This is a genomic window from Methylobacterium sp. BTF04 (assembly GCF_010692745.1).
Classification (GTDB): Bacteria; Pseudomonadota; Alphaproteobacteria; order Rhizobiales; family Beijerinckiaceae; genus Methylobacterium.
In genome coordinates, this window is sequence record NZ_JAAHTB010000213.1 from 1 (window position 1) to 801 (window position 801).

An 801-nucleotide genomic window follows, 5' to 3' on the forward strand; every position below is an offset into this window, starting at 1 on the left:
GATGCCGGCATCAGATCGGCATCCGGTAGCCGTAGAACTCATGGTCCTCGTTGTATCCGCCATGGCCGGCGCCGAGATCGGCGAAGTCGTGGACGAACTCGATGGCGGCGACCCATTTCACCATCTTGAACCCGAGTTCGTTCTCGCATCGCAGCCGGATGGGCGCGCCGTGCAGCACGCTGACCGGAGCGCCGTTCATCTCGTAGGCCAGCATCGTGAGGGCATGCCCCATGTTGCCGATGGTGTGCACGTCGTAATACCGGCCGCCTTCGCCGCCGTCCGCGAAGGAGTAAAACACGGCGTAGCGCGCCTCCGCCGTCGGACGCACCAGGTCCAGGATCGTGCGCATCGGGACGCCGCCCCACTTGGCCACGCCGGACCAGCCTTGGATGCAGAAGTGGGTGGTGATCTGCTCCTGCTTCGAGAGGGCGCGCAGGTCGTCCATCGAGAGCACGACGGGCGTGTCCACCAGACCGCCGACGCGGAGGCGATACCCCGCAAAACCGTCCGCCACGAGGGCATCGAACTCGGCGGATTTCGGCATCGTGCCGTTCGGCCACATGAAGGGGGAGATGTCGGATTCGGTCAGCTGGCCCTTCGGGTCCCACCATTCGGCCAGGCCCTTGATCGGCCCGACCATGGCCGTACCCACGCGCTGCACGACGCGGGCGTGGCGGATCGTGAGGGGCGAGGCCAGCCACGAGATCAGGCCGAGGAGCGCCATCGCCGGGACGAACACGAGTAACCCGGACCAGGAGGCGTCGTCGACCCCAGCCCACATCATGTTGAGGTTCACCCGCG

Annotated in this window: 1 protein-coding gene; it reads right to left on the reverse strand. The window is 66.5% G+C overall.

Annotated elements, in window-relative coordinates:
• Window positions 1-10 precede the first annotated feature (10 nt).
• A partial coding sequence (locus G3T14_RS24385; protein ID WP_163645037.1) for a molybdopterin-dependent oxidoreductase occupies window positions 11-801 on the reverse strand: 791 nt, incomplete at its 5' end.